Annotated in this window: 25 protein-coding genes; 9 read left to right on the top strand and 16 right to left on the bottom strand. The window is 64.9% G+C overall.

The annotated features are described in order from the left end of the window. Positions 1-60 precede the first annotated feature (60 nt). Complete coding sequence (gene tatB / locus BSY18_RS21415) at positions 61-462, top strand: Sec-independent protein translocase protein TatB (protein ID WP_069050675.1); 402 nt, start codon at positions 61-63, stop codon at positions 460-462. Next, positions 459-1,277 carry a twin-arginine translocase subunit TatC gene (tatC, locus tag BSY18_RS11380; RefSeq protein WP_069050674.1) on the top strand — a complete coding sequence of 273 codons (819 nt, stop codon included), beginning with the start codon at positions 459-461 and terminating at the stop codon, positions 1,275-1,277. The genes tatB and tatC overlap by 4 nt, the downstream gene beginning before the upstream one ends. Positions 1,278-1,389: 112 nt before the next feature. On the opposite strand, the gene BSY18_RS11375 is transcribed toward tatC, so the two are convergent. Beyond that, positions 1,390-1,731 (bottom strand): BufA1 family periplasmic bufferin-type metallophore, encoded by a 342-nt coding sequence (locus BSY18_RS11375; protein WP_069050673.1) that lies wholly within the window; start codon positions 1,729-1,731, stop codon positions 1,390-1,392. Between the two features lie 106 nt (positions 1,732-1,837). Between BSY18_RS11375 and tgt the strand changes: the two genes are divergently transcribed. Then, a complete protein-coding gene (tgt, locus tag BSY18_RS11370) occupies positions 1,838-2,980 on the top strand; it encodes a tRNA guanosine(34) transglycosylase Tgt (protein WP_069050672.1) in 1,143 nt (380 codons plus the stop codon). A gap of 16 nt (positions 2,981-2,996) precedes the next feature. Here tgt and BSY18_RS21610 read toward each other — a convergent pair whose 3' ends face one another. Beyond that, positions 2,997-4,592, bottom strand: a complete 1,596-nt coding sequence (locus BSY18_RS21610; protein ID WP_083231436.1) for a sensor histidine kinase — start codon at positions 4,590-4,592, stop codon at positions 2,997-2,999. Next, positions 4,592-4,831: a NepR family anti-sigma factor gene (locus BSY18_RS11360; RefSeq protein WP_069050670.1), complete on the bottom strand. Its 240-nt coding sequence runs from the start codon at positions 4,829-4,831 to the stop codon at positions 4,592-4,594. The genes BSY18_RS21610 and BSY18_RS11360 overlap by 1 nt, the downstream gene beginning before the upstream one ends. 252 nt (positions 4,832-5,083) lie before the next feature. Here BSY18_RS11360 and BSY18_RS11355 point away from each other — a divergent pair, with 252 nt between their 5' ends. Then, positions 5,084-5,896: a response regulator gene (locus BSY18_RS11355; RefSeq protein ID WP_054134086.1), complete on the top strand. Its 813-nt coding sequence runs from the start codon at positions 5,084-5,086 to the stop codon at positions 5,894-5,896. A gap of 189 nt (positions 5,897-6,085) precedes the next feature. Next, the gene (locus BSY18_RS11350) at positions 6,086-8,050 is read left to right on the top strand and encodes an alpha/beta hydrolase family protein (protein WP_069050669.1); all 1,965 of its coding nucleotides are present in this window, start codon (positions 6,086-6,088) and stop codon (positions 8,048-8,050) included. 78 nt (positions 8,051-8,128) lie between these two features. Here BSY18_RS11350 and rpsD read toward each other — a convergent pair whose 3' ends face one another. Next, a complete protein-coding gene (gene rpsD, locus BSY18_RS11345) occupies positions 8,129-8,743 on the bottom strand; it encodes a 30S ribosomal protein S4 (RefSeq protein ID WP_054134088.1) in 615 nt (204 codons plus the stop codon). Between the two features lie 228 nt (positions 8,744-8,971). Between rpsD and BSY18_RS11340 the strand changes: the two genes are divergently transcribed. Both BSY18_RS11340 and BSY18_RS11335 read left to right on the top strand, forming a co-directional pair. After that, positions 8,972-9,283, top strand: coding sequence for a chorismate mutase (locus tag BSY18_RS11340; RefSeq protein ID WP_054134089.1), 312 nt, complete (start codon positions 8,972-8,974; stop codon positions 9,281-9,283). Positions 9,284-9,313: 30 nt separating this feature from the next. Further along, positions 9,314-9,826, top strand: coding sequence for a GNAT family N-acetyltransferase (locus tag BSY18_RS11335; RefSeq protein ID WP_054134090.1), 513 nt, complete (start codon positions 9,314-9,316; stop codon positions 9,824-9,826). Positions 9,827-9,860: 34 nt separating this feature from the next. On the opposite strand, the gene BSY18_RS11330 is transcribed toward BSY18_RS11335, so the two are convergent. From BSY18_RS11330 to BSY18_RS11295, 8 genes are all read right to left on the bottom strand, one after another. Next, positions 9,861-10,928 carry a TrmH family RNA methyltransferase gene (locus BSY18_RS11330; protein ID WP_082382166.1) on the bottom strand — a complete coding sequence of 356 codons (1,068 nt, stop codon included), beginning with the start codon at positions 10,926-10,928 and terminating at the stop codon, positions 9,861-9,863. After that, entirely contained in the window at positions 10,928-11,389 is a 462-nt protein-coding gene (nrdR, locus tag BSY18_RS11325; protein ID WP_069050668.1) for a transcriptional regulator NrdR, read from the bottom strand. Before nrdR ends, BSY18_RS11330 begins: the two co-directional genes overlap by 1 nt. 17 nt (positions 11,390-11,406) lie before the next feature. Further along, positions 11,407-11,631, bottom strand: coding sequence for a hypothetical protein (locus BSY18_RS11320; protein WP_069050667.1), 225 nt, complete (start codon positions 11,629-11,631; stop codon positions 11,407-11,409). A gap of 3 nt (positions 11,632-11,634) precedes the next feature. Continuing rightward, on the bottom strand, positions 11,635-12,945 hold the full coding sequence (glyA, locus tag BSY18_RS11315; RefSeq protein ID WP_069051879.1) for a serine hydroxymethyltransferase: 1,311 nt from the start codon (positions 12,943-12,945) through the stop codon (positions 11,635-11,637). Between the two features lie 35 nt (positions 12,946-12,980). Beyond that, entirely contained in the window at positions 12,981-13,427 is a 447-nt protein-coding gene (gene rpiB / locus BSY18_RS11310; RefSeq protein ID WP_069050666.1) for a ribose 5-phosphate isomerase B, read from the bottom strand. Positions 13,428-13,616: 189 nt separating this feature from the next. Beyond that, the gene (locus BSY18_RS11305) at positions 13,617-15,074 is read right to left on the bottom strand and encodes a S41 family peptidase (RefSeq protein ID WP_069050665.1); all 1,458 of its coding nucleotides are present in this window, start codon (positions 15,072-15,074) and stop codon (positions 13,617-13,619) included. Between the two features lie 55 nt (positions 15,075-15,129). Then, positions 15,130-15,687, bottom strand: a complete 558-nt coding sequence (locus BSY18_RS11300; protein WP_069050664.1) for an isoprenylcysteine carboxyl methyltransferase family protein — start codon at positions 15,685-15,687, stop codon at positions 15,130-15,132. After that, positions 15,684-16,787: a type III polyketide synthase gene (locus BSY18_RS11295; RefSeq protein WP_083231434.1), complete on the bottom strand. Its 1,104-nt coding sequence runs from the start codon at positions 16,785-16,787 to the stop codon at positions 15,684-15,686. The genes BSY18_RS11300 and BSY18_RS11295 overlap by 4 nt, the downstream gene beginning before the upstream one ends. Positions 16,788-16,914: 127 nt before the next feature. Here BSY18_RS11295 and trxB point away from each other — a divergent pair, with 127 nt between their 5' ends. Further along, the gene (gene trxB / locus BSY18_RS11290; protein WP_069050663.1) at positions 16,915-17,880 is read left to right on the top strand and encodes a thioredoxin-disulfide reductase; all 966 of its coding nucleotides are present in this window, start codon (positions 16,915-16,917) and stop codon (positions 17,878-17,880) included. A 278-nt stretch (positions 17,881-18,158) separates the two neighbouring features. Then, positions 18,159-19,244: a phytanoyl-CoA dioxygenase family protein gene (locus BSY18_RS11280; protein WP_069050661.1), complete on the top strand. Its 1,086-nt coding sequence runs from the start codon at positions 18,159-18,161 to the stop codon at positions 19,242-19,244. A gap of 63 nt (positions 19,245-19,307) precedes the next feature. Here the strand turns inward: BSY18_RS11280 and BSY18_RS11275 are convergent, their stop codons facing one another. Genes BSY18_RS11275 through BSY18_RS11260 form a run of 4 tightly spaced genes read right to left on the bottom strand, consistent with a single transcriptional unit; the run spans position 19,308 to position 22,215 of the window. Continuing rightward, on the bottom strand, positions 19,308-20,129 hold the full coding sequence (locus BSY18_RS11275; protein ID WP_069050660.1) for a hydrolase 1, exosortase A system-associated: 822 nt from the start codon (positions 20,127-20,129) through the stop codon (positions 19,308-19,310). Then, entirely contained in the window at positions 20,126-20,821 is a 696-nt protein-coding gene (locus BSY18_RS11270; RefSeq protein WP_069050659.1) for a hypothetical protein, read from the bottom strand. The genes BSY18_RS11275 and BSY18_RS11270 overlap by 4 nt, the downstream gene beginning before the upstream one ends. Continuing rightward, positions 20,818-21,102: an acyl carrier protein gene (locus BSY18_RS11265; RefSeq protein ID WP_069050658.1), complete on the bottom strand. Its 285-nt coding sequence runs from the start codon at positions 21,100-21,102 to the stop codon at positions 20,818-20,820. The genes BSY18_RS11270 and BSY18_RS11265 overlap by 4 nt, the downstream gene beginning before the upstream one ends. 54 nt (positions 21,103-21,156) lie before the next feature. Further along, complete coding sequence (locus BSY18_RS11260) at positions 21,157-22,215, bottom strand: GNAT family N-acetyltransferase (protein ID WP_083231641.1); 1,059 nt, start codon at positions 22,213-22,215, stop codon at positions 21,157-21,159. Between the last annotated feature and the right edge of the window lie 15 nt (positions 22,216-22,230).

Here is a 22,230-nt window from a genome sequence, read left to right as displayed (position 1 = left end):
GTTGTCCCGATCGGGTTCAGCACGTGCCGATGGCAGACAGCGTAAAGGCGTGACCATGTCATGTTAGACATCGGATCGACCGAATTGCTGATGATCATCATCGTGGCGATCGTCGTGATCGGCCCGAAGGATCTGCCTCGCGCGCTGTACAAGGTCGGCCAGGTCATCGGCAAGGCCAAGGGCGTCGCGCGCCATTTCCGTACCGGCATCGATGCCATGGTCCGCGAGGTCGAGCTCGAGGAAATGGAGAAGAAGTGGAAGGCGGACAATGAGCGGATCATGCGCGAGCATGCCGCGCCGCAACCCGCTTCGGCCACGCCTGTAGCCGACCCTGCTGCGGTGATGCAGCCGCTCGCGGCTCCACACGTGCCTGAGGTGACAGCTGCATCCGATGCGCCGGTGGCCAGCGCAGATGTCCCTGCGACCGCGCAGGGCATGCCTGTGACGGAAGGCGAGCGATGAGCGAGCCCGAAGACGAGATCGACGCCTCGCGCGCACCCTTGCTCGATCACCTGATCGAGCTGCGCCAGCGTTTGGTGCGTTGCGTCGTGGCGCTGCTGCTGGCGTTCGGCGTCTGCTTCTATTTTTCAGAGCACATTTTCTCGTTCCTCGTCGTCCCGCTCAAGGAAGCGTTTGGTGACGGCAACGGGCGGCTGGTGTACACCAAGTTGTACGAGGCATTCTTCGTCCAGGTGAAGGTGTCGATCTTCGCCGCCTTCTGCGTGTCCTTCCCGATCATCGCCAACCAGATGTGGGCGTTCGTTGCGCCGGGGCTGTACCGGCAGGAAAAACGCGCGCTCTTGCCATTCATCCTCGCCACTCCGGTGCTGTTCACGGCCGGCGCGGCGCTGGCCTATTATGTCGTGATGCCGACCGCCTTCCATTTCTTTCTGCAGTTCCAGGGGGAATCGGGCGGGCTTGAGGTCGAGGCGCTGCCCAGCACCGATGCGTATCTTTCGCTGGTGATGCAGTTCATCCTGGCCTTCGGGATCAGCTTCCTGCTGCCGGTGCTGCTGATGCTGCTCAACCGCGCCGGGATAGTTTCGCGCGCGCAGCTGGTGAGCATGCGGCGCTACATGATCGTCGCCGCGTTCATCGTCGCTGCGGTGCTGACCCCGCCCGATGTGGTCTCGCAGCTGATGCTCGCTGTCCCGTTGATCCTGCTCTACGAGCTCAGCATCATCGCGATCTGGTTCACCGACCGCAAGGCCGCCAAGACTGCACCTGAAGAGGCGGAAGAAGCCCTGCCCGAAGCGCAATCGGAGCCGGCCGAGTAGGCTCCACTTCCGGCATTCCCGCGAACGCGGGAATGCCGCTTGTGCGCAAAGGTCACGACAATAGCGGGACCGCTGGGCGCGCGCGGGGTGACGGAAATGCGAAGTCTATGCTTCAGCCCTTGGCGGGCACCGGCGGATCGTTGTCCGCGACCTCGGTGAGCGATCCGCCCATCTTTTCGCATTCGCCCGCTTCGGTGAACTTCCAGGCATTGCCCTGATAATCGACCGACGAGGTGCCCGCACAGCTGGTGCCGGGGCCCGCTGCGCAATCATTTTGCTTGGCGAGCGCGATGCCATAGCATTTCTCCTGCGCGGCCAGTTCGGTCGCGGCCTTGTCGATCGCCTTGGCGCTGGTTTCTTCAGGTGTTGCCGGCTTGTCAACCGAGCATGCGGAAAGCGAGGCGGCGGCGATCAGCGCCGATGCAAGCGCGGTGAGCGGGAAATTCTGGGACATGAAGACAGGGCTCCTGCTGGCCGGATAGCAATGCCATCGCTCGCATAACCGCTGCGAATCGTCAAACCTTTGCCGATGCATATCAAACCGGCTAGAGCGCGCGGCCATGACGCAAACCGCCCCCAGATTCGCCTTTTCGATTTCCGCCCGCGACGGCAAGGCGCGGACGGGCGAGCTTGCCATGCAGCGCGGCACCATCCGCACGCCCGCCTTCATGCCGGTGGGTACGGCTGCTACGGTCAAGGGGATGAAGCCTGCCGAGGTGCGCGCGCTGGGTGCGGACATCATCCTGGGCAACACCTATCACCTGATGCTGCGTCCGGGCGCCGAGCGCGTGGCGCGGCTGGGCGGGCTGCACCGTTTCATGGACTGGCCGCACCCGATCCTCACCGATTCCGGCGGTTATCAGGTGATGAGCCTGTCCGCGCTCACCAAGACGACTGAAGAGGGCGTCGCCTTCCGCAGCCATCTCGATGGCTCGCGGCACATGCTTAGCCCGGAACGCTCGATGGAGATCCAGCGGTTGCTGGGATCGGACATCGTGATGGCATTCGACGAGCTCGTCCCCACCACCGCGACGCGCGAGGTTCAGGCCGCTGCGATGGAGCGCTCGATGCGCTGGGCGCGCCGCTCGCGCGAAGGGTTCGACAGCGGCACCGAGCACGCCGGGCGCGCCGCGTTGTTCGGTATCCAGCAGGGCTCGCTCGACGAGGGCCTGCGCCGGCAATCGGCCGATGCGCTGCGCGATATCGGATTCGACGGCTATGCAATCGGCGGACTTGCGGTGGGCGAGGGGCAGGAGGCGATGTTCGGTGTGCTCGATTACGCACCCGGCCAGCTGCCCGATGATCGCCCGCGCTATCTGATGGGGGTGGGTAAGCCCGACGATCTGGTCGGCGCGGTCGAACGCGGTGTCGACATGTTCGATTGCGTGCTGCCCACGAGATCAGGCCGCAACGGTCAGGCGTTCACCTGGGACGGGCCGGTCAATATCCGCAACGCGCGCCATGCGGAGGATCAGGCGCCGCTCGACGAGGCGTGCGGCTGCACCGCGTGCACGCGCTTCAGCCGGGCCTATCTCCACCATCTGGTGAAATCCGGCGAGATGCTGGGTGCGATGCTGATGACCGAGCACAATCTGCGCTTCTATCAGGATCTGATGGCCGGGATGCGGCTTGCGATTAGCGAAGGCCGCATGGCGGCGTTCGGCGAGGCGTTCCGCGCGCGCTATTACGCCAAGGGCACTTAACTGTCGGTCCCGCAGCTTACGACTTGGCCGGAACGAACACCGGGACGGCGATCGCGATGCTTTCGAACGCGGTGTCGCGCTCCAGCGGTGCGCGCAGCTGGCGGGCAAGACCGGTCATCACCCGGTCGATGCCATCGGCGAGCATCTCTTCGAGCAGCGGGTTGGGACCAAGCGCGGGCGAGGCGATGCGCAGCTTGATCCGCGTCGGGTCGTCGGGCAGCGGCTTGGCGGAAATCCGCACCGGAGCCTCGGGACGGGTAAGGTGGATAAGTTCGAGGATCTCGGTGAGCAGGAAGGCAATCGGAACGCCGACATCCTGGCTGACATGCATGTTGTCGATATCGACCACGATATCGGGACCATCGGCTGCAGCAGCGTTGCCCGCATGTTCGAAGCTGCCCGCCAGCTCGCCGACCAGCGCGCGCAGATTGATCCCCTCGTTGCGCTCGGTGCCCGCAAAATGGTTGCGATGCACAACCGCGAGCGCATCGACCCGGCGCTGGATCTTGCCATAGGCCAGCTTTGCCTGATCCGAATCGGCGGTGCGCGCGTGCAGGTTGATGAGGCTGGCGATGATCTGCAGGTTGTTCTTGACCCGGTGGTGGACCTCGCGGGTCAGCATGATCTGCTGCTTGAGCCCCTCATCGAGCGCTTCGCGATCAACCGAGACCTTGTGCGCAAGCGTCACGAAGCCTTGGTCCAGATCCTGGATCTCGCTGGCGTTGAACGCGGTGCGCGCCATCGGCACCAGCCGTTCGCCGGTTTCATACTGGCGAATCTTGCGTTGCAGCTGGGTCAGCGGCGCGATGAGCATGAAGTTCACCACCAGCCAGCCGATGCCTGCGGCCGCCAGCACGGTGATGAACGGAATGATCTGCGCGAGAAATTCCGGCGGGGTCTGCTTGGGGCGCACGAACCGCAGGTCGAGGTTCAGACCCGCGACGTCGCCCTGCGCGGTCATTACCGCGTTGAGCCTGCGCTCCCAGTTGGTGGGGATGCGGGTGAGCGGCAGCACCTGCTGGGGGCTGCGAAGATCGAATTGCGACAGCGGCACATCATCCACCGGGTCGGCCAGCTGCAGCATGCTTTCGGCAGGATAGAAGGCCAGCGCCCGCGCGACCGAAACGCGGCCCCGCGTCGCGAAGATCGCGCCGTTGGCCTGCGGCACCACAAGCGCGCCGGGGGTCGAGGCATCGCGCCCCGCCTGGCGCAGCGCCTGGGGGATCGCGCCGACCTGGCATGCAGGCGGGCTGGTGGTGCTGGAATAGAGCAGGGCTGCAAATCGGGTCTGTTGCGGACCCAGTTGCTCGCGCAGGTTGAGGCAGATCTTGGCGGGGTCTTCGCCCAGTGCGATCTGTGAGGCTGCCGCGCTCAGGATCGCCAGGTCGTTCTGGATGGCCGCACCCAGCCGCAACGCGGCATCGTCGACATTTTTCTGGAGCAGCCGGTTACGTTCTTCGGTTGCGGTTTCGGCAAGGCTGCGGTTGGCCACGACCGCGCCAAGCGCCAGCGGCAGCAGCGCCACCGCCATGATCAGGAACAGCCGGGTGCCGATCGACAACCGCGCCAGTGGAGCAAAAATCGGGAAGCTAGCCCTTGGGGTGCTGGCCATTACTTCAGCTGCTTGAGCAGATCCAGAAAATCGTCCGGAATGTCCTCTTCCAGCGTGCGCTGGTACACCGACTTGAGTGCGTCACCGATGACGTGCGATTTGCCGTCCTCGGGAGCGGGGGGGCTGTCTTCGCCATCCGACACGCCATCGGCAGCGCGCGGCTCGACCACATTTGGCCTGCCACCTTTGCCGGGCTGTTCGTCGCCGGACTGATCGTCATTGTCACGATGCACGAGCATCCCATCCCGCCTGTTGAATATCGTCCCGAAATGGGGCTTAGCAAGCCGTCCAACCCCTGCCAAGCCCGCAAAATTCTGCGGGATCACGCATAAACGTCTCAGAGGAGGAAACAAACTGCGGCGAGGATTGTTCCTTGCCTGAGGTTCTGTTTATCGCCTTTCCCTCACCGCTGTCATCGCGTCGACCCAATTTTGACACCGGGTGCCAAAGGCAATAGATACGAGCGCCATCCGATGAAGGAGTTTCAATACATGTCCCTGGGCCAGACGCTCGCTCCCCACCTTCCCCTCCTGCGGCGCTACAGCCGGGCTCTGGCTGGCGATCAGCACCATGGGGATGCCTATGTGAAGGCAACCCTGCAGGCGATCATCGCCGCGCCGGACCAGTTCCCCAGCGACGTCGATGCGCGGCTGGGCTTGTATCGCGTGTTCCAGGTGATCTGGAGTTCGACCCATGACGATCGGCTCGAATCGGACAGCTTCGATGCCTATCCCGATGCCGACGACGACGCCCGTCGCCTGCTGGCCGAGCAGCGGCTGGGTCGCATTCCGCCATTGTCGCGTCAGGCGCTGCTGCTCACCGCGATGGAAGGCTTCTCCAACGCTGACACCGCCTATCTGATGGGCCTGGACGACCGCACCGTCTCCGGGCTGGTCAACGAGGCGCTCAGCGAGATCGACAGCCAGATCAAGGCCAAGGTGCTGATCATCGAGGACGAGCCGATCATCGCGATGGACATCGAGACGATCGTGCGTGATCTGGGCCATGATGTCACCGGCATCGCGGTCACCCGCGACGAGGCGGTCGAGCAGGCGCGGCTGCACAAGCCCGGGCTGGTGCTCGCCGACATCCAGCTGGCCGATGACAGCTCGGGCATCGATGCGGTCGCCGACATCCTGCGCGAGATCGAGGTTCCGGTGATCTTCATCACCGCGTTTCCCGAGCGCCTGCTCACCGGCGAGCGCCCCGAACCTGCGTTCCTCATCACGAAGCCCTTCCACCGCAACACAGTGCGCGCAGCGATCAGCCAGGCACTGTTCTTCTTCGATGCGGAGACGGTGTAATATTCATCCCCCAAAAATAGGGGATTTATTTTCAACTCATCGAAAAGGCGGGCTTCGGCTCGCCTTTTTTATTGCCCTGCGACGACAAACCGGGACATCTTCTTGTCTGCTGCGATCACCACGCAAAGTGGGAAAAATTAGGGGGTGGATATGTCGACTGCGAACCGCGGAACATTGACTGGTGTTGCCATGGGAGCGGCTTTGGCCTGGCTCGGTGTGCCGACGATCGCCCAGGCGCAGGGCGCCGCCCCGGATCTTGCGCGAATCATGGGGTCGCGCCCCGAGGTCGAGGATGCCAGCCTGTCGCCCGATGGGACCAAGCTTGCCTATCTCGCGCCGGTCAACGGCCAGGGCTCTGTGCTGATGGTTGTCGACCTGTCCCGCGAGGATCGCCCGCAGCGCGCGGTGTTCAAGGCGGATGGCGAGCCCAACCGGATGACGTCGTGCAACTGGACGGGCAATACCCGTCTGCTGTGCAGCATCATCGCATCGGTGATGGTCGACAACCGCGCGACCTATGCCACCCGTATGGTCGCGGTGGATGCGATCGGCGGAGACGCCAAGGTGATCGACGTTCGCCGGGGCGGGGGCGAGCGGCTGGGGCTGGCCCTTTATGGCGGCGATGTCATCGACTGGAATCCTTCGGACGAAGGTCATGTGCTCATGGTCCGCGATTATGTGCCCGAAACCAGCATCGGCACCCGGCTGGCGCAGGAGAAGGAAGGGCTGGGTGTCGATCTGGTCAACACCCGCACGCTGGCCGCAAGGACGGTGGAGCAGCCCGATCTGGGGGCGATCGAGTTCATCTCTGACGGCTATGGCAAGGTCCGGATCAAGGGCTCGCGGTCCGTTCGCGATGGCTATGTGATGGAGGGCAGGCGCTATTTCTATCGCACCCCGGACAGCAAGGCCTGGGTCGCGATGAGCGTGGTGGATGCAAGCCGCGAAGGCTTCGACCCGCATGCCGTCGATGCCACCGCCAACCTGGCCTATGGCCTCAAGCGGCTCGATGGCCGGATGGCCGCCTATAGCATGGCGCTCGATGGTTCGGGCAAGGAGACGCTCGTCTTTGCTCATCCGCAGGTCGATGTCTCGGGCTTCATCCGCGTCGGGCGGCGCAACCGCGTCATCGGCGTGCGCTATGTCACCGATGTCGCGCAGGTGCATTATATCGATCCGGATATCGCCGCGATGACCAAGGCGTTGTCCGGCGCGGTGCCCGATCTGCCGCTGATCCGCGTGGTCGATACCTCAGAGGACGAGCGCAAGATGCTGATCTGGGCGGGCAGCGACACCAACCCCGGCGCCTATTTCCTGTTCGATCGCGATGCGCGGACGCTGGGCAATCTGCTCGCGGCGCGCAGCGCGCTCGATACCATTCCGCTCGCTAAGATGGAGCCGGTGCGCTACCGCGCGCGCGACGGCGTCGAGATCCCCGGATATCTCACTTTGCCGCCGGGCAAGGCCAGCGCTGCGGGGCTCCCCGCCATCGTGATGCCGCATGGCGGCCCCAGTGCGCGCGACGAATGGGGGTTTGACTGGCTGGTGCAGTTCTTCGCGCTGCGTGGCTATGCCGTGCTGCAGCCCAATTTCCGCGGATCGGCGGGCTATGGCAGCGACTGGTTCCAGCGCAACGGGTTCCAGAGCTGGCAGACCGCGGTCGGCGACATCAACGATGCCGGGCACTGGCTTGTCAGCAACGGGGCTGACGCCAGGCGGCTGGCGATCTTCGGCTGGTCCTATGGCGGTTATGCCGCACTCCAGTCCAACGTGATGGAGCCCGAGCTGTTCAAGGCAGTGGTGGCGGTTGCCCCGGTGACCGATCTGGAGAAACTGAAAGCGGACCGGCAGGGCTGGTCGGACTTTGTCCAGGTCAGCCGCTATGTCGGGTCGGGCCCGCACATCAAGGATGGTTCGCCCGCGCGCAATGCCGAAGCGTTCAAGGCGCCGGTGCTGATGTTTCACGGCGACATCGACCGAAATGTCGATGTGGGCCACGCGCGGCTGATGGATTCGCGGTTGCGCAGCGCGGGCAAATCGTCCGAGCTCCACATCTTCGAGGATCGCGACCACTATCTGGAAGACAGCGTCATCCGTTCGAAGATGCTCAGCACCAGCGCAGGGTTTCTGGAAAAGACCCTTGCGCTGCCCTGAGCACGAACGGCCCGACGACAAACAAAAAAGGCGGGCCGCTGTGGCCCGCCTTTTCGTGTTTCGGTCGGTTGAAACCGATCAGCGCGAATAGAATTCGACGACCAGATTGGGTTCCATCTTCACCGGATACGGCACTTCGTCCAGCGTCGGAACGCGGGTGAAGGTGATCTTGTCGGTGCCGTCGGGTGCGACGTAATCGGGGATGTCACGCTCGGCCAGGCCCTGCGCTTCGATGACCAGAGCCATTTCCTGCGCCTTCTTGCCCAGCGACACGACGTCGCCCGGCTTCACCTTGCGCGATGCGATGTTGCACTTCACGCCGTTGACGCGGATGTGGCCGTGGCTGACGATCTGGCGCGCCGAGAAGATGGTCGGTGCGAACTTGGCGCGATAGACGACCATGTCGAGGCGCTGTTCCAGCAGACCGATGAGGTTCTGGCTAGTATCGCCCTTCATGCGGCTGGCTTCGGTGTAGTTCTTCTTGAACTGCTTTTCGGTGATTTCACCGTAATAGCCCTTGAGCTTCTGCTTGGCGCGCAGCTGCAGACCGAAGTCCGAAACCTTGCCCTTGCGACGCTGGCCGTGTTGGCCGGGACCATATTCGCGCTTGTTGACGGGAGACTTGGGGCGGCCCCAGATGTTCTCGCCCATGCGGCGGTCAATTTTGTACTTCGAACTGTTACGCTTCGACACGTGTGTTTCTCCAATTTGCTGCCTGATCAATCAGGCGAGTCCGGCCAGCTTAGCGGCCAGGTTTGTCCCGGGTTCGCGCCATGGAGCCGAACATGCTCCATGCGGCCGCTGCTTCACCGGGGGTGCAGGGCCAATTGCGAAGCGCGGCCTATGGCGACATGGGTGCAAAGAGTCAACCCGCCGCTCACCGCCTCGACATGCCGAGTTCGGGCGATTATGCGGGGAGCCATGTCAGACACCATCACATCGCCCGAAGACTGCATGACCATGACCGACGTCCGCGCGGGCGTAGATGCGCTCGACCGGGAGCTGATCGCGCTGCTCGCCACCCGATTCGGCTATATGCGCGCGGCGGCCCGGATCAAGCCCGAACGCGGCATGGTGCGCGACGAAGCGCGCAAGGCGCAGGTCATCGCCCAGGCCAAGGCCGCCGCGTTCGACGCGGGCGTGCCCGTAGGGCTGGTCGCCGATTTCTGGGAGCGGCTGGTGGAAGCCTCGATCGCGTATGAGGGCGAGCACTGGGAGCTGCTGCGGCGGTAGGGGGCCAGAACCAGATGGGAGGATGACGGGATGATGTCGACTGTTCCCACACTGGAAACCGAACGCCTGATCCTGCGAGCACCGCGGGCATCGGACTTTTGCGTCTATCGCGACTTTTTCGCGGATGCCGAAGCTTCGGCAGCCTATGGCGGCCCGCTGGAGGCGGACCGTGCCTGGAGAGTGTTGGCGACCGATCTCGGCCACTGGCTGCTCAGGGGCTATGGACGATGGTCGGTGGTGGAAAAGGCGAGCGGCACAATGATTGGCGGCTGCGGGCTGTGGTGGCCAGAGGGCTATCCCCGTTCCGAGCTGACGTGGTGGATCATTCCCGAGGCGCGGCGGCACGGTTATGCTCTCGAGGCATCGAAGGTAGCGGTGCGCTTCGGCTATGAGGCATTGGGTTGGCCGTTGGTGGAAACCCATATGAACGACGATAATGTCGCAGCGCGCAAGCTTGCCGAAAAGCTGGGCGGCACCGTTATGGGCCGCGAACGGTTTCCCGATGGGCTGACCCGTAACATCTACGCCCTGCCAAGGCCTTGAGCGAGCCGCTACATCCTTTGGCGGCCAACAACCCCTAGACCGGCTTGCGCTTGTCCTTCGCCAGCGTGCTCAGCACGCCCCGGAATGTGCGCACCTCGTTGCTGTTCCATTGCGGCTTGGTCAGGAGGTTGCGCAGCGTCCGCCGCGTCATCGAGGCGCGGCCTTCGGGGAAGAAATAGTTCTTCGCCTCGAGCATGGCGCACAATTGCTCGAACATGCCGTCGAGCTCTTCCATCGGCGCGGGCGGGTCGAGCTCGACTTCGGTGGGGGATGACACCGCATCGCCGCCGCCGGTCTTGGACCATTCATACGCCACCAGGATCACCGCCTGCGCAAGGTTGAGCGACCCAAACTGCGGGTTGATCGGCACGGTGAGGATGGCCTGCGCGATGGCGACATCCTCGGTCTCCAGCCCCGAGCGCTCGGGTCCGAACAGAATCGCGCTGCGTCCCGGGGCGCTGACGATCTGGCTAGCGGCGACCGCGGGCGTCACCACCGGCTTGGTCACGCCGCGCTTGCGCACGGTGGTCGCATAGACATGGTTGCAGTCGGCGACCGCGTCGGCGACCGTCTCGAACACCTGCGCCTGTTCGAGCACGATGTCCGCTCCAGAGGCCGCCGGGCCCGCGCTGGGATTGGGCCAGCCATCGCGCGGGGCGACCAGCCGCATTTCGGTGAGCCCGAAATTGAGCATCGCGCGCGCGGCTTTGCCGATGTTCTCGCCCAGTTGCGGACGCACCAGAATGACGATGGGCTTGCGCAGGTCGCCTGGCGCCGCGTCCCTTGCAGACTGCAGGTTGCGTGCCGCCTTCGCCTTGCCCAGCAGCATCTTGCGCGCGCGTTCTGACAGCGCACCATAGTCCTGCCGGATCAGCGCCTCCTTCTTGGCGCGGCTCCAGCCCTTGATCTGCCTGTCGACCGCCTGCGCATTGTCGGCGGTGGCAAAATCCTCGCTCCACACCAGTTCGACCGGCTGGCGCGCCTTGGTGTAGCCGGGGACGGCACCTGCCTGATGCGCGGCGACATCGGCGTCCAGATTCTCGCCATGGCCGACGAAATACGATCCATCGCCGCAGCGCAGCATATAGGTGAAATAGGGCATCAGGCGCCGCCAACATCTTTCACGGTGCTGGCGAATTCCTCGAAGTCCTTGGCTTCGCTGAAATCGCGATAGACCGAGGCGAAGCGGATATAGGCGACGCTGTCGAGCATGCGCAGCCCATCCATCACCATCCCGCCGATATCGCGCGAATGCACCTCGTTCTCGCCCGATGTCTCGATCTGGCGCTGGATGCCCGAGACGAGCTGGTCGATGCGCTCCTGGTCGATCCCGCGCTTGCGGCAGGCGACCGCGACCGATTTCTCGATCTTGGCGCGGTTGAACGGCTCGCGGCGGTTCTCGCTCTTGACCACCATGATGTCGCGCAGCTGGATGCGCTCAAACGTCGTGAACCGCGCGCCGCAGCTTTCGCACTGCCGCCGACGGCGGATCGCCGCCCCGTCTTCGGTGGGGCGGCTATCCTTGACCTGACTGTTTTCGTGCGCGCAAAAGGGGCATCTCATCGGTCAGTCGATGCCCTTCAGGGACGCAGGCGCTTGTAGAGCATATAGCCTGCCCCGGCGACCAGGCCGATCGGCCAGCTCACTACGGGAAGCACCGCACCCGCCACCGCGCCGATAGCGCCCGCGGTCAGCACCGGCTTGGTCGAGGGGTGCGCCATGCCCTGCTTGGCCATGCCGACGATTTCCTCGCGGGCATCGGCGATCAGGTCGCCACCATTGTTGGGATCGTCAGGGTTCTGCATGGTTCAAAGCTCCGGATAGATGGGGAAACGGTCGCACAGCGCTTCGACGCGGATGCGCACCGCAGCTTCGACCTCGGGATCGCCATGTTCACCCTTCTGGCGCAGGCCATCGAGCACGTCGGCGATCATGTCGCCGATCTCGCGGAACTCGGCGACGCCGAAGCCGCGCGTCGTGCCTGCAGGGCTGCCGACGCGGATGCCGCTGGTCTTGGTCGGCGGCAGCGGATCGAACGGGATGCCGTTCTTGTTGCAGGTGATGCCTGCGCGCTCGAGCGCCTCGTCGGCGTCCTTGCCGGTAACGCCCAGCGGACGCAGATCGACGAGTGCCAGATGCGTGTCGGTGCCGCCAGCGACGAGGTCCGCGCCGCGCTCCTTGAGGCGGCTCGCCAGCGCCTTGGCGTTGTCGATCACCGCGCGCGAATAGCTCTTGAACTCAGGCGTCAGCGCTTCGCCGAACGCGACCGCCTTGGCAGCGATCACGTGCATCAGCGGACCGCCCTGCAGGCCCGGGAACACCGCCGAGTTGAGCTTCTTGGCGAGTGCCTCGTCATTGGTCAGGATCATGCCACCGCGCGGACCGCGCAGCGTCTTGTGGGTTGTCGTGGTGGCGACATGCGCATGCGGGAACGGCGAGGGGTGCACGCCTGCTGCGACGAGGCCGGCAAAGTGCGCCATGTCGACCTGGAAGAACGCGCCCACTTCGTCGGCGATCGCGCGGAACTTGGCGAAATCGATGTGCCGCGGATAGGCCGAGCCGCCGGCGAAGATCAGCTTGGGCTTGTGCTCGAGCGCCAGGCGGCGGACTTCGTCATAATCGATGAGGTGCGTGTCGGGGGTCACGCCATACTGGACGGCGTTGAACCACTTGCCCGACATCGCGGCGCGCGCGCCGTGTGTCAGATGGCCGCCGGCGTCGAGCGACATGCCAAGGATGGTATCACTCGGCTTGATCAGCGCCAGCAGCACCGCACCATTGGCCTGCGCGCCCGAATGCGGCTGGACGTTTGCATAGGCGCAATCGAACAATTTGCAGGCGCGCTCGATCGCCAGGCGCTCGACATCGTCCGAAGGCTCGCAGCCCTGATAGTAACGCTTGCCGGGATAGCCTTCGGCGTATTTGTTGGTGAACACCGAACCCTGCGCCTCGAGCACCGCCTTGGAGACGATATTTTCCGATGCGATCAGCTCGATCTGTTTCTTCTCGCGGCGCACTTCCTTGGCGATGGCAGCGGCCACGGCAGGATCGGTGAGCGCAAGGCCTTCGCTGAAAAAGCCGGAGGATCGGATTTCGTTGATCGCAGTGTTGGTGGACATGACAGGCTCCATCGGGGACTTGAATTGAGGGTATATCAGGCCGGGGTCAGCTTGGCGACGCGGCGTTCGTGACGGCCACCTTCGAACGGGGTGGCAAGAAAGGTGGCGAGACAATCCTTGGCGGTATCGATCCCGATCAGCCGCGCGCCCATCGCGATGACATTGGCGTTGTTGTGCTGGCGCGACAGGCTGGCCGAAAGATGATCGGAAACCAGTGCGCAGCGGCAGGCTGGATTGCGATTGACCGCGATCGAGATGCCGATGCCCGATCCGCACAAGGCGACGCCGAATTCGGAGCCGCCTGCGGCAACGTGATCGGCCAGCTTGAAGCCGTAATCGGGATAGTCGACGCTGTCGGCGGTGTCCGGCCCCAGATCGGTGACGCTGTGCCCCTGCTCGGTGAGCCATGCGGCCAGCTCTGCCTTCAGGCCGACGGCGGCATGATCGGAGGCGAGGGCGATAGTGCGGGGCGTTTGCGTCATCTTCAGGTGCGATCCGGATCAAGGCGTGATGGGGGCGATTCCCGTGATGGCCGCTATCTAGGCGAGCGTGCGGCACGATGCCACCAGTGATTGTGGTTGCGTGGCAGTTTTATGACGGGTGTGGAGGCCGATCGTCTTCCTGCAGTCCTCGCAGGGGAGCCAACAGAGAGGGGGCGGGAATGCACCCGCTCAAAACAGCCCGGGCACCTCGCGCTGCGCAGGTGTCGGCGCGGCGGGGATCAGCAGTTCGCGCTCGAAGGTGATCTGGCCGCCTTGCGATTGGCCGGTCAGCCCACCGGCAGCGCTGCTCTGCCCGATCGCGGTGCAGCTGCGCCCGGCGAGGAAATCGAGCGCGCCGCGGATCGAGGCTTCCTGCGGATCGCCCAGCGGCCGCGTCAGGTCGTCCGCCGCCTGGCAGCTGACATCGAGCGTGCTGGCAAGGCCGTTGAAGTAATCGCCTGCGCCGCGCACATTGACCGAGGTGAACGCCACGACGCGGACGCGGTCGTCACAGGCGCTGCGGTCCAGTGCGATCTGGCCGACCGGTTTGCCGAAGGTGTTGCTGCCGATCAGCGCCAGGTTGCGGTTGTAATAGGGCGCAAGGCTGTTGATCACCAGTTCGCTGGCGGACGCGCTGGCGCTGGTGCCGATAAACGCGATCTTGGCCGGGCTCACCGATTCCGCCCGCGGATTGAAGAAGGTGTTTTCGTTGCGCGAGGATTTGGAGGCGCGGAAGCGCACGCCCGAGAACAATTCGGCGCTGGTGCGGTTGCCGCCCAGCAGATCGCCCAGCAGCTCCGCGGTCGAGATCAGCCCGCCGCCATTGTAGCGGAAGTCGACGATGAACTCTGTGACACCCGCCGCGCGGAAGCTGCGGAACGCGTCGCGCAGCGGCGCGTCCGCTGCCGAGATGAAGGTGCGCAGGTTGAGATAGCCGATCTGGCGTCCGCCGTCCTGGATGATGCGCGCGCCATAGCGGCTGGAGACTGCTGGCAGATCGAAATCGGCCTTGGTGACGCTGACCTCGCGCGAAACCCCGCCGCGCGCCACGCGCAGCAGCCGGGTGGTTCCTGCGGTGCTGGGACCCAGCGCGGTGGTGATTCCGCCGGACCCTTCCGCCGCGAGGATGTCGCTGACGCTGCGCAGGTTGCTGCTGGCTGTGCCGATCGCGAGAATCTCGTCGCCGCGATCGATTCCGGCGGTCAGCCCCGGCGCACCTTCGAAGCTTTCGCTGATCAGTACGCGGCGCCCGGGGGTGTCGATCGAAAGGCGGATGCCGATCCCGGCGGTCGCGCCGGTGGTGTTGAAGGCGTTTTCCTCGGCGATCGAGGTGATGAAGGTGAAGAACCGGTCCTTGCCCTGCGCGCGCGCGGTGGCGGTGAGCGCGTCGATATAGCCTTGCACCGTGGTGAAGCTGGCCGGGTTGGCGCTGGTCACCAGCAGCTCGGGGAACAGATACCATTCGTTGAGCACGTCGCGCGCGAAGGCCTGGCGGTTTTCCAGCGAGCAGGTGGGGCTTGGCGCGGGCGTCGGAGTGGGGGCGCCAGCGACCGCAGTCGGGCCGGGTGTGGGCGAACTGCCGCCACCTCCGCCGCACGCGCTCAGCAACAGGGCGCAACTGGCCAGCAGGCCGGTGATATGGCGCATCAAAACCCTCTCATCGCGATCCGTCGAGCGCCCGATCCTAAGCGCATCGCCGCGATCAGGCGACAGGTTTTTGGCGCTCCCGGCGCGCCAGCGCGACGTTCTCGGTGCGGATGCGGATGAACAGGATGCCGAAGTTGAGCACGGTCCACAGCGCTGCGATCTGGACATGGCCGAAGATCAGCGGAATGGTCAGAATCTCGAGCGTCACCACCCAGTAATTGGGGTGCCGGACGAGGCGATAGGGGCCGCCGGAAATGCGCGGGAAATCGGGAGAGGAGATGATCCGCGTGGTCCAATAGGGGCCGAGCGTCGCCAGAACCCACAGCCGCGCGATCTGCAGCAGCGCAAACACGATGAGCAGCGGCCACAGCATCGGCGCATCGGGCGGGGTGCTCAGCCACAATGCGAGCAGGAAGCTTGCGTGGATGCCGACCATCAGCGGATAATGCGACCGGCCATGCTCGGTCGCGCCACGCGCGAGCAGCCTTTTGGTGTTGTGCTGAGCATAGACGAGCTCGAGCAGGCGCTGCGCGGTGAGCAGCGCGAGCACGACCCAGGCCGCGGCCCAGCCGGGTTGCCACATATAGGGTGCAAGCTCGCTCATCTGCATCATCGGTGCAACACTCCCATCGCGCCGGTAAAGCCCGGTCCCAGCGCGGTGAGAAGCAGCGGCCCGGACTCGCCCTTGGCCAGGATGCGCTCGAGCACGAAGTGGACCGTGGGCGAGGACATGTTGCCGTGATCGGCGAGCACCGCGCGGGTCTGGACAAGCCCGCCCGTCAGGTCATCGAAATACGCCTCGAGCGCATCGATCACCTTGCGTCCGCCGGGGTGGCACGCCGGTTCGGTCAGTGCCGCCTTCTCCAGCCCGGCTTGCGCGAGAAAGCCATCGACCACCGGCGCGAATTCGCTGGCGACGAACGCGGGCAGGTCGCGCGACAGGATCAGCCCCAGCCCCATAGTGTCGACATCCCAGCCCATCATCGCGCGGCTGTCGGGCCAGGTGTGCTGGGCGAAATGCCCCAGCGCAGGGCCATCGCCATCGGCGGTAAGCACGATCGCGCTGGCACCATCGGCGAACAGGGTCGAGGCGATGATGGCCTTCTTGGTGAGATCGCCAAAGCGGAAGGCGAGCGAGCACAGTTCGAGCGTCAGCAGTAGCACGCGCCGCCTGGGGTCCGCACGCACCAGATCGCCTGCGACCTGCAGCCCCAGCACACCGCCCGCGCAGCCATAGCCGAACAGCGGCAGGCACATCACATCGGCGCGAAACCCCATGGGGTTCAGCATCTGGCTCGCCATCGAAGGTGTCGCAATGCCGGTGGACGAGACGCAGACGATGGCATCAATCTGGTCGGGGGCCAGCCCGGCCTTTGCCAGCGCGGCGTTTGCTACCTCTTCGAGCAACTGCTGCCCGGCGGCGAGATACAGCGCGTTGCGCGCCCCGAAATCGGGTGGGCCGAGATACTCTTCGGGCGCCTGCACGATCGCGCGGCTGTTGACGCCCGTGCTGTCATAAATGGCCGCAATCCGCGACGGCAGCCCTTGCGGCAGCGCGCTGGCGACGAAATCGCGCACCTGGTGCTGGGTGATGGCAAAGGACGGGACGCCCGTGGCGATGGACTGAATGCGGGGAAGCATCGCGCCTAGGTGGCCACGGCCTGCCACCTTGGCAAGCGAATTGATGGGCAGCACCGGAATCATGCTTGGCATCGCCGCTGCAAATTGCTTTAGCCTCGGTCCAACATATTCTTGTGCGGCAGCCCGGCGCCGTGCCTCTTGCGGCCGGTGCAGCCGCAGGCCACATGCCGGGCTCGCAATTCATCAGAAGGCTCTTGCCATGACCAATACCGTCCAGACCCGCATGCTGATCCTCGGCTCAGGCCCCGCCGGCCTCTCCGCCGCGATCTATGGCGCGCGCGCAGGGCTCAAGCCCATCGTCGTACAGGGGCTGCAGCCGGGCGGGCAGCTCACCATCACCACCGATGTCGAGAACTATCCCGGCTTCCGCGACGTGGTGCAGGGGCCTTGGCTGATGCAGGAAATGCAGGCGCAGGCCGAGCATGTCGGCACCCAGATGATCTACGACACCGTCGTGTCGGTCGACCTGTCGCGCCGCCCGTTCCGGCTGATCGGCGATGGCGGCACCGTGTACGAGGCGGAAACTTTGGTGATCGCCACCGGCGCGCAGGCCAAGTGGCTGGGCGTCCCGGGCGAGCAGGAGCTGGGCGGCAAGGGCGTTTCTGCGTGTGCAACGTGTGATGGCTTCTTCTATCGCGGCAAGAAAGTCGCGGTGATCGGCGGCGGCAACACCGCGGTCGAGGAGGCGCTCTATCTCACCAACCATTCGGACAACGTGACCTTGATCCACCGCCGCGATTCGCTGCGCGCCGAAAAGATCCTGCAGGAGCGCCTGTTCGCCAACCCCAAGATCAGCGTTCTGTGGAACAAGGGCGTCGAACGCTTCGTCGGCGGCGGCCAGCCGCACGGGCTGGTCGGCATTGACCTGAAGGACACCGTGACCGGCGAGACCTCGCACCTCGCGGTCGACGGCGGCTTCGTCGCAATCGGCCACGCGCCTGCGACCGAACTGTTCAAGGGCCATCTCCCGCTCGACCGTGATGGCTATATCGAAGTGACCCCGGGCACGCCGTTCACCAGCGTCCCCGGCGTGTTCGCGTGCGGCGACGTGATGGACAAGGTCTACCGCCAGGCGGTCACTGCGGCCGGCACCGGCTGCATGGCCGCGCTGGATGTCGAACGGTTCCTGGCCGAAGCGGACTTCGAGGCGATTGCGGCGGAGTAAGCTGCTCTGCCTGCGGCCGTCCGAATCCCGCTTGTGCAATACCGTTGCGTAGCAGCGTCACCCCCCCGCTTTCGCGAGGGTGACGACATTGGCTGGTGGCGGGAACGGGATGGCATCGATCGCTGTGGAAATTTGCGCCTGATCATACCCGTTTAACGAGATGTAGAAGCTTGTGCGCCCATAGAACGGCCTGGCTCCAAATCCCCCGACACGGCCAAGCATGCATGTGATCGGCAAGGCCATCCGGGGAACCAGGGATCAAGGCAAGGCAGGCTCGCATGAAAGAATTCAGCGTTTCCAACGATACGTCCGCGTTCGAAGTCCCTGCGGTTCTCGATGAAAATGGCAGGCTCGCGGATCATTGCGCCCGCCAGGCCGTGACGATCATGGACACGCACGGCCTGGTCATCCTGACCGGCCTGCTTTCGGATGACGAAGCGGATGTCGGCCTCGAGCTGATCAGCCAGACCATCGAGGATCCCGATCGCAGCCAGTGCTCCTTCGCCAGCGAGACGGACAACCGGTATCTGCGCCGCGACTTCTGCTCGCTACCCTCGACCCCGCGTGTCACGAGCTTTGCCGCCACATTGTGCCAGCGTGTCGAGGGCGTTGTCTCGGAATATTGTGGTCGGTCGCGTCCGGTCCTCGAAATCGCGACATTCACCAGCTATCTGGGCTCATCGCATCAGTATATCCACCGCGACCCGGCCGGCGTGATCAGCCTTTTTGCTGCCGTGGAAGATGTCTCCGAGCAGCAGGGCGGAACCGTGTTCGTGCCCGGCACCCATATGTACGGCGGTGCCGACAACAACCATGATGGCAGGGCCTATGAGTGGATGGAGTTGTTCCGGACACAATGCAATTACCGGATCCTGTGGCACAATCTGAAAAAACTGTGGGGCATGCGCAAGGCCGATCGGGCCGCTCTTGCCCCCGGCGAATTTCGCGACCGGGTGTTTTCGATCAAATGGGATCAGCACCAGCCAAATCTGTTGCGCTTCGTCTTGGGGAAGAATTCCCAGTTCAGTCTTCGCATGCTCGGTCCGCGCAAATTGTGGAAGCTGTATCGCAACCGTGAGGCGCTCGATGACCTGTTCTCGCTGGTGCAGACCGCACCGCGCAAGGGGACGGTCATTCTCTATCGCAGCGATCTGCTACATGCAGGGCCCGACAACCGGTCGCCGCACGCGCGGCGGATCTTCGGCATGAGCATCGCGCGGGACATCATAGACCCCAAATACTGGCACGACGGGTATTCGCCGCACCCCAGCCTGACCGATCGGCCCCTGAGTTTTGGCGATCTGCTCGATTCCGCGCCGCTCCCGGCGCCGTCCCAAAGGGTGGAACACCGCCGGAGCGCATAGGCGGATTGACTGCCATGGCTATGCCTGCGGCTGAGCATCACGCACCCGGATGAACGGCGTTTTCTAGGTCAACGCTTCCAGGATCCGCTCGCGCAGCCACGCCTTGTCGCCGGCGGACGCGAAGCTGTGCGAGCCGCTGTCGAGGCGCGCCATCGTGATGCCGGCATTGGCGCGCGCGGCGGCGAAGGGGGCACTGTCCCAGTGCTCGAGGAACCACATCGCGGTGCGGTCATGTTCGGCGACGAGCAGCTTCGCCGGGACCGGCATCTCCGCCAGCGCTTGTCCCAGCTTTGCTGCCAGCCCGGTGACCTCGGTCTTCGCCGCGGCCTGACGCAGCCCGCGCACCAGCTTGCCGATGTCGACCCCGCCGCTTGCCAGCCGCCACAGTTCGCGCGGGTTTTTCAGCTTGGCGAGGTAGCGGCTGCGGATTGCGCCTGCGGTCATCGTGGCGGCCGCTTCGGCCTCGTCCGGCTCGTCGCTCTCACTCTCGAGCGTCCACATGTTGGCGAGCACCAGCGCGTCGATCCCCGCCGCCGGACCGTAAAGCGCCAGCGCGCTCGCGGCATCGCAATTGCCGAATGCCACCAGCCGGGCGAGCGACGGGACGCGGGTGCGCATCGCCTGCACGGCGGCGGCGATGTCGTCGGCGGTGGATTCAAAACCGGCGTTCTCGCCGGTGCTGTCGCCGATCCCGCGCCGGTCGTAGCGCATCACCGGGTGGCCCGCAGCCGCCACCGCGGCAGCCAGCGCCGCCATCCCGGCATGCGCGCCCGAGCGGATTTCGTTGCCGCCGCTGACGATCAGCAGCCCGGTGGTGCAGTCGGCTTTGTCGAGCGTCGCAGCCAGCGTTTCGCCTGCGCAATCGAAGGTGAAATGCTGCCTCATCCGCGCATCCACGCCGCTATGTCCTGTGCCATCGCCGCCGCCATCGCGGGATCATGCGCGGGTTCGGCGCGAAGCCACAGCGGCGCGCCTGTTATGCGGCCATCGGCGTCGAGCGGATCGTCGGCAAAGCGCACCAGCCGGATCGCGCTGCTCTCCGAAGGCGCGGCGCTGTCGAGTTCGCGGACCATGCAGGGCGACAGGCTGTTGCCTGCCAGTTCGATCCCCGATGTGCGCGCGGTTTCCATCAGCGCCTCGCTGCTGCTGTTGATTCCCGCCTCGCGGTCGGAGGCAATGCGCGTGCGGAGCATGGTGCGAAGCAATTGCCCGCCCTTGACCGGCGCCAGCCGCCAGCGGGGCAGATCGCCCAGAGCACCGTCAATCAAAGCGCCGCCGCGCAACGACGCGACGTGGGTGACGGGGCCAAGCTGCTCGGCACAGGTGATCAGCGCCGCCTGCCACAGACTGATGCTGGCGGTGTCGAGCGAAACCAGGCTTTCGTTGCAGCCGGGCAGGTCGGGTAGAAGGCTGGCAATGCCAAGGTCGCCGAGCAACCGCCCGAATTCTACCATCAGATGGCGCACGCGGTTGGCCTCGTCGAACAACGGCGGCAGGATCAGCAGCCTCGGCGCGTCATCCGGCCCGAAGCGCAGGCACAGTTCGTCGTTGCCGTCGAACCGATAGCTCGCGTTCACGCGGTGATCTTCGACCGCGCGAAATCGACGAGATTGCCGAAATTCTCGAACAGCTCGCCATCGACCTCGTCATCCTCGATCAGGATGTCGAGTCGGTCTTCCATTTCGGTGAGCAGCCCCGCCACCGCCATCGAATCCAGCTCGGGCAGCGCGCCGAACAATTCGGTATCGCGGTCGAACCCGCTCACCTGGTCTTCGGACAGGCCCAAAATGTCGCGCAGCACATTGCGTACCACGCGCTCGACGGCGTCGTTCTGACCGTTGGTCTGGATATCGCTCACATGTCCCTCGCTGGCCGTGCAACCCACGGCTCCCCCGGCCGCTGGTGTGCGGCCTTAGTCCTTCCCAAAACGGGCGGCAAGTCCCGCCATGCGATGCTTCGCCAGATAGGGCCACGCCAGAGGCGCCTTGGGCCACAGCATTTCAAGGCGATAGCGCGGGCGGACATCCTCCATCCAGTCCCGCTTGTAAGGGTCGCTGCCGGTGCCGAAATCGACCAGATCGACATGATCGGTGTCGATCACATGGCTAAACAGCGCATGGGTGAGCAGCGTGCCGGGCGAGGCCTGGATGTGCCGTTCGTCGTGCGCCAGCTTATGGATATAGGCGGTGCCGTTCTCGACCGTCCAGAACTGTGCCGCGACCGCCTGCCCGTCGATGCTGGCGATCCCCATGCGCAGCCGCCCTGCCTCCGCTTCGCGCGCCGCCAGCCAGCGCAGGAAATCGGGGTTGCCCTCTTCGGGCTTCCAGCTGCGCGCATAGATCGTCTCGTAGTCGAGCCAGCTGCCCGCGTTGAACACGGTCTCGATGCGCAGATCGACCACGCCCTTGTTGCCCTTGCGCTTGACGGTGGAGCGCAATTGCCCGGGGCGGGTTGCCCAGTATTCGTCGAAGCTGCGGCCATCGAGGTGGAGCACATGGTTCTCGTCGCAGGGGGTCTGGCTCACCAGCCATCCGGCGGCGGCAAAGGTCTCGGCGATCAGGCTGGCAGAGCCGTCCTCGTCGGGTACGGGCGACAGGACGATGCGATGCGTTTCGCGCGGCAGGCGGCGCGCGGTCCGCTCGAGCAGAGCGCGGCGGCGCGACGCATCGGGGTTGCCGCCAAACACCGGGCGCCAAATGAAACTGTACCAGTTGGCCATGGCCAGCATGCCGGCGCGCCCGTTGTCGATGAGGTAGAGCTTTACCGCGTCGCCATCCTCGGCGGCATAGGCGATGTGCGGTGCCTGCGCGGCAAGGCAGTGGCGGTGCAATCCGTCGAACCACAAGGCGCGGTCGAACAGCCCGGTGCGCCGGGCCGTGCGCTGGCCGGTGCGATCCGCATCACAGCCTCCAGAAACCCGGTGCGCTATGCCGGGCTTCGGGTTATCATGATATTCATCATTCAAAGTCATGAACCCCATGATATT

Origin of the sequence: Blastomonas sp. RAC04 (genome assembly GCF_001713435.1) — a bacterium.
Lineage (GTDB): Bacteria > Pseudomonadota > Alphaproteobacteria > Sphingomonadales > Sphingomonadaceae > Blastomonas > Blastomonas fulva.
The sequence above is the reverse complement of the archived record's forward strand: the minus strand, read 5'-3'. Positions and strand labels throughout refer to the sequence as shown.

Bases quoted from the DNA above. Each gene is read 5' to 3' on its own strand.
- tatB (WP_069050675.1), top strand. From the start codon at position 61: ATGTTAGACATCGGATCGACCGAATTGCTGATGATCATCATCGTGGCG.
- tatC (WP_069050674.1), top strand. From the start codon at position 459: ATGAGCGAGCCCGAAGACGAGATCGACGCCTCGCGCGCACCCTTGCTC.
- BSY18_RS11375 (WP_069050673.1), bottom strand. From the start codon at position 1,731: ATGTCCCAGAATTTCCCGCTCACCGCGCTTGCATCGGCGCTGATCGCC.
- tgt (WP_069050672.1), top strand. From the start codon at position 1,838: ATGACGCAAACCGCCCCCAGATTCGCCTTTTCGATTTCCGCCCGCGAC.
- BSY18_RS21610 (WP_083231436.1), bottom strand. From the start codon at position 4,592: ATGGCCAGCACCCCAAGGGCTAGCTTCCCGATTTTTGCTCCACTGGCG.
- BSY18_RS11360 (WP_069050670.1), bottom strand. From the start codon at position 4,831: ATGCTCGTGCATCGTGACAATGACGATCAGTCCGGCGACGAACAGCCC.
- BSY18_RS11355 (WP_054134086.1), top strand. From the start codon at position 5,084: ATGTCCCTGGGCCAGACGCTCGCTCCCCACCTTCCCCTCCTGCGGCGC.
- BSY18_RS11350 (WP_069050669.1), top strand. From the start codon at position 6,086: ATGGGAGCGGCTTTGGCCTGGCTCGGTGTGCCGACGATCGCCCAGGCG.
- BSY18_RS11340 (WP_054134089.1), top strand. From the start codon at position 8,972: ATGTCAGACACCATCACATCGCCCGAAGACTGCATGACCATGACCGAC.
- BSY18_RS11335 (WP_054134090.1), top strand. From the start codon at position 9,314: ATGATGTCGACTGTTCCCACACTGGAAACCGAACGCCTGATCCTGCGA.
- BSY18_RS11330 (WP_082382166.1), bottom strand. From the start codon at position 10,928: ATGCCCTATTTCACCTATATGCTGCGCTGCGGCGATGGATCGTATTTC.
- nrdR (WP_069050668.1), bottom strand. From the start codon at position 11,389: ATGAGATGCCCCTTTTGCGCGCACGAAAACAGTCAGGTCAAGGATAGC.
- BSY18_RS11320 (WP_069050667.1), bottom strand. From the start codon at position 11,631: ATGCAGAACCCTGACGATCCCAACAATGGTGGCGACCTGATCGCCGAT.
- glyA (WP_069051879.1), bottom strand. From the start codon at position 12,945: ATGTCCACCAACACTGCGATCAACGAAATCCGATCCTCCGGCTTTTTC.
- rpiB (WP_069050666.1), bottom strand. From the start codon at position 13,427: ATGACGCAAACGCCCCGCACTATCGCCCTCGCCTCCGATCATGCCGCC.
- BSY18_RS11305 (WP_069050665.1), bottom strand. From the start codon at position 15,074: ATGCGCCATATCACCGGCCTGCTGGCCAGTTGCGCCCTGTTGCTGAGC.
- BSY18_RS11300 (WP_069050664.1), bottom strand. From the start codon at position 15,687: ATGATGCAGATGAGCGAGCTTGCACCCTATATGTGGCAACCCGGCTGG.
- BSY18_RS11295 (WP_083231434.1), bottom strand. From the start codon at position 16,787: ATGCCAAGCATGATTCCGGTGCTGCCCATCAATTCGCTTGCCAAGGTG.
- trxB (WP_069050663.1), top strand. From the start codon at position 16,915: ATGACCAATACCGTCCAGACCCGCATGCTGATCCTCGGCTCAGGCCCC.
- BSY18_RS11280 (WP_069050661.1), top strand. From the start codon at position 18,159: ATGAAAGAATTCAGCGTTTCCAACGATACGTCCGCGTTCGAAGTCCCT.
- BSY18_RS11275 (WP_069050660.1), bottom strand. From the start codon at position 20,129: ATGAGGCAGCATTTCACCTTCGATTGCGCAGGCGAAACGCTGGCTGCG.
- BSY18_RS11260 (WP_083231641.1), bottom strand. From the start codon at position 22,215: ATGACTTTGAATGATGAATATCATGATAACCCGAAGCCCGGCATAGCG.